The organism is uncultured Meiothermus sp. (genome assembly GCF_937863175.1).
Lineage (GTDB): Bacteria > Deinococcota > Deinococci > Deinococcales > Thermaceae > Meiothermus.
Genome location: NZ_CALMCQ010000157.1, coordinates 1 through 3123, shown reverse-complemented (window position 1 = coordinate 3123; position 3123 = coordinate 1). Strand labels below are relative to the sequence as shown.

Sequence of the window (3123 nt, the reverse complement as noted above, 5' to 3'; positions counted from 1 at the left end):
TTGCGTTCAAGGATATCCACCCGCGCTCCAAGGTGCATATTCTGGTCTGCCCCAAGGAATACATTCCTACCCTGGCCGACTATCCCCAAACCGAAGAGGGGGCGCTCAGGCTCGGCAAGCTGATGCTAACCGCCAACAAAATTGCCAGGGAGATGGCCCTCGAGGGCTACTTTATCCGCATCCATGTGGGGGAGAAGGGCGGGCAGGAGGTTTTTCACGTCCACGTGCACCTGCGCTCGGATGCCTGACTGGCTATTTCTGGAGCTCCACCCGGTCTATCAGGTCATTCTTCTCGTTGTAGGCCATCACCCATAGGCGCTCTGCGGTGGCTTCCAGGATTAGATAGTTGGGGCTGACCCGGCGAACCTTGCTCTGGGGCTGCACGATCCGAAAGTTACGTAGCCAGGCACCGCCGCCTCCGGTAACGATGTGGACAATACCCCTGGCCTGAAGCCGCTCGTAGTTGTGGTCGTGCCCAGCCAACACCAGCGGCACGCGGTATTGGGTGAGCAACGGCTCGAGGGCCTGTCTCAGGCCTCGAGTTCCACCATGAAAACCTGAGGAATAGAGGGGTCGGTGCAGGGTTACGATTTTCCAGGGGGCCCTGGAGGCCTTCAGAGCAGCTTCCAGCCAGCGGCGCTGGGCCTGGCCAAAGTGTTCGGAGTAGACCACAAACACCTCGAGGTTTTCCAGCCTGACGCTGTAGTAGGGCTGTTCGACGCCAAACAACTCGAGCTGCTTTGCCAGAGCAGGCACGTCGTGGTTACCAAAAGCCGGATATATGCGAACCTGGGGCAAATCTCCCACGTAGCGCAGGATGGGCTCACCCGAGGGATAGAAGTTATCGCCCACCGTTAGGATGGCATCAAAGTTTTTTTGCCGGTGCTGCTCCCGCATGGCTTCTGCTATCCGTGCGCGGTGGGGGCTTTCTGCGCCCCAATCCCCAATTACCGCCAGCCGCTGAGCAAAAGCGCTCAGCAATAAGCAAAAGGCCAGCAGCCAGGGGAGTTTGCGCATAAGATCGTTTGTGGCTTTGGCTTATGGTCTGCCTCTAGGCCTGCGGGTTCTCGCCCTGCCGGTTGATCTGCGATTCGTTGATGCCCGCAACCTCGAGTACCTGTTCGGCAATCAGAATGGGTACTTTGGCCCGAATCGCCAGGGCCATACCGTCGGAGGGACGGCAGTCAATCTCATACTCCAGTCCGCGCTGCTCGAGCACCAGCCGCCCGTAGAAAGTGCCATCCTTGAGTTCGACAATCTCCAGGCGTAACACCTTCACCCCCAGCAAATCCAGGGTGTTGTAGAACAGATCGGGCCCCAGCGGTCTGGGTGGTTTCTCACCGGAGAGGTGGATCATGATGTTTTGCGTCTCCAAGGCCCCAATCACCACCGGCAGGAAGAGGTTGTTTTCGGCCTTGAGCATCACGATCAGGTTTCCGTTTCCAGGGTCTACTCCCATGCCTTCGATGTGCGCGGGCATCATACCTCAAGTATACGGGCCAGACCTGAGGCGGGTCTGAACCGTTGCCTGGTTGCGCCATCCCAGCAAAGCAGATGCCTTCTACCCCTGACCGAGGTTCTTGGAACCCTATAGACTATGGGCGTGAAAACGCATCCTGTGGATATTGCGGGTGTTCACCGTGAGCTACCGGTGGTTCAGGTCGGCCCTGATGTTTCAGTGGCCTTATTCAACATGTTGGGCGATACCGAAGTGGTCGAAGAGGCTGCGGCAGCCCTGACCAAACTGATGCCCGCCGGTATTGACACGCTGGTTACGCCAGAGGTCAAGGCGGTGCCGCTGGCCCATGCGCTCTCCCGCCTGACCGGAAAACCCTATGTGGTAGCCCGCAAAACCGAAAAGCCCTACATGATCAACCCGGTCTCGCGCACCGTAATTTCCATCACTACGGGTAAGCCCCAGCTCCTGGTGCTGGATGGCACGGATATCCCTTTGCTCAAGGGCAAAAAGGTGGCCATCGTGGACGATGTGGTTTCCACGGGCAGTACCCTGAAGGGTCTTTCCGATCTCATCACCGATGTGGGCGGTGTCGTAGGTGTGGTTATGGCGGTGTTTACCGAAGGCTCCCCCCGTGAAGATGTGATCGCGTTGGGGCATCTACCCCTGTTCAAGCCTGATTGAATGGATGGCCGAAAGGCATGGTCTTGCGTAAAGGGCAGACCTGGGAGAAAGGATAGACAGCAGAAATTCCTCGCGCCGGTTGCCCGGTTCCCGCACTCCAGCTCTGTAGTTCACATCCAGGCCCAGACAACCTTTGTATACGCTTATTCACACGTATACTCATGGTGATCGAATAAGCTGTATCCTTGGTGCAACAAGGGAGCGCGAGCCTATGGAAACCTACCCCATCACTATTGGCAAAATTACCCGTCACGTGCCTGTGGTCGAAACCTTGCCCGGTGTTCACATCCCCCTGATTGAGTTGATGGGCGATGTGGAACTGGTACAGGCTGCGGCAGAAGCGCTGGTCAAGCAGTTGCCCGCCGATACCGACACCATTCTTACCCTCGAGACCTCCCCCATCGTGCTGGCCCATGCCATGAGCGCTATTTCCGGTAGACCCTACATTGTGGTGCGCCGCAAGCGCCGCCCTTACATGACCGACCCCATCATCCAGGAAGTGGAGTCGCTGACGCTGGGCGTGACCGAAACCCTCTGGTTGGATAGCCGCATGGCCGAGAAACTGCTGGGTCAGAAGGTGGCCCTGGTGTTTGATGTGGTCTCGTCGGGCGGTACCATGATGGCTCTGGAAAAGGTTGCCAAAAAAGCCGGAGCCAGCGTAGTCGCCCGCCTGGCCGCCTTTCACCAGGGCAGTAGCAAACTCCCTCTCACCTTCTTGTCCGAGATTCCCATCCTGCAAACTGCGTAGGGCAAATCCCCTACCGCAGCGCTCCAGGTGTTCCTCCGCCTCGCTCTGCCCTCTACTCGGCGCAGAACGCTGGCAGGAGCGGGACTTTTTTTCAGGCGACGCGACTCTTCCGTGTTGCTGCTTTATACCAGATTCGGTTCGTTCGTCCCCGAACGGGGTACGTTTTTTTCTTTTCCCGTCCGGGAGGGGGGTGCTCCAGGATTCAAAAAGATCGCCTCGGGGTCTCCTGGTTGGA

At 57.9% G+C, this 3123-nt stretch carries 5 protein-coding genes; 3 read left to right on the top strand and 2 right to left on the bottom strand.

The features are described 5' to 3' along the window. Positions 1 to 248: HIT domain-containing protein (locus Q0288_RS06190; protein WP_299428767.1), on the top strand; the 248-nt coding region annotated here is incomplete at its 5' end. Positions 249 to 252: 4 nt separating this feature from the next. On the opposite strand, the gene Q0288_RS06185 is transcribed toward Q0288_RS06190, so the two are convergent. Both Q0288_RS06185 and Q0288_RS06180 read right to left on the bottom strand, forming a co-directional pair. Then, complete coding sequence (locus Q0288_RS06185) at positions 253 to 1017, bottom strand: metallophosphoesterase (protein ID WP_299428764.1); 765 nt, start codon at positions 1015 to 1017, stop codon at positions 253 to 255. 34 nt (positions 1018 to 1051) lie between these two features. After that, entirely contained in the window at positions 1052 to 1483 is a 432-nt protein-coding gene (locus Q0288_RS06180) for a bifunctional nuclease family protein (protein WP_299428761.1), read from the bottom strand. A gap of 114 nt (positions 1484 to 1597) precedes the next feature. On the opposite strand from Q0288_RS06180, the gene Q0288_RS06175 reads away from it, so the two are divergent. Then, the gene (locus Q0288_RS06175; RefSeq protein ID WP_299428758.1) at positions 1598 to 2140 is read left to right on the top strand and encodes a phosphoribosyltransferase family protein; all 543 of its coding nucleotides are present in this window, start codon (positions 1598 to 1600) and stop codon (positions 2138 to 2140) included. 211 nt (positions 2141 to 2351) lie between these two features. After that, the gene (locus Q0288_RS06170) at positions 2352 to 2888 is read left to right on the top strand and encodes an adenine phosphoribosyltransferase (protein WP_299428755.1); all 537 of its coding nucleotides are present in this window, start codon (positions 2352 to 2354) and stop codon (positions 2886 to 2888) included. Positions 2889 to 3123: the final 235 nt, after the last annotated feature.

Bases quoted from the DNA above. Each gene is read 5' to 3' on its own strand.
- Q0288_RS06175 (WP_299428758.1), top strand. From the start codon at position 1,598: ATGGGCGTGAAAACGCATCCTGTGGATATTGCGGGTGTTCACCGTGAG.
- Q0288_RS06185 (WP_299428764.1), bottom strand. From the start codon at position 1,017: ATGCGCAAACTCCCCTGGCTGCTGGCCTTTTGCTTATTGCTGAGCGCT.
- Q0288_RS06170 (WP_299428755.1), top strand. From the start codon at position 2,352: ATGGAAACCTACCCCATCACTATTGGCAAAATTACCCGTCACGTGCCT.
- Q0288_RS06180 (WP_299428761.1), bottom strand. From the start codon at position 1,483: ATGATGCCCGCGCACATCGAAGGCATGGGAGTAGACCCTGGAAACGGA.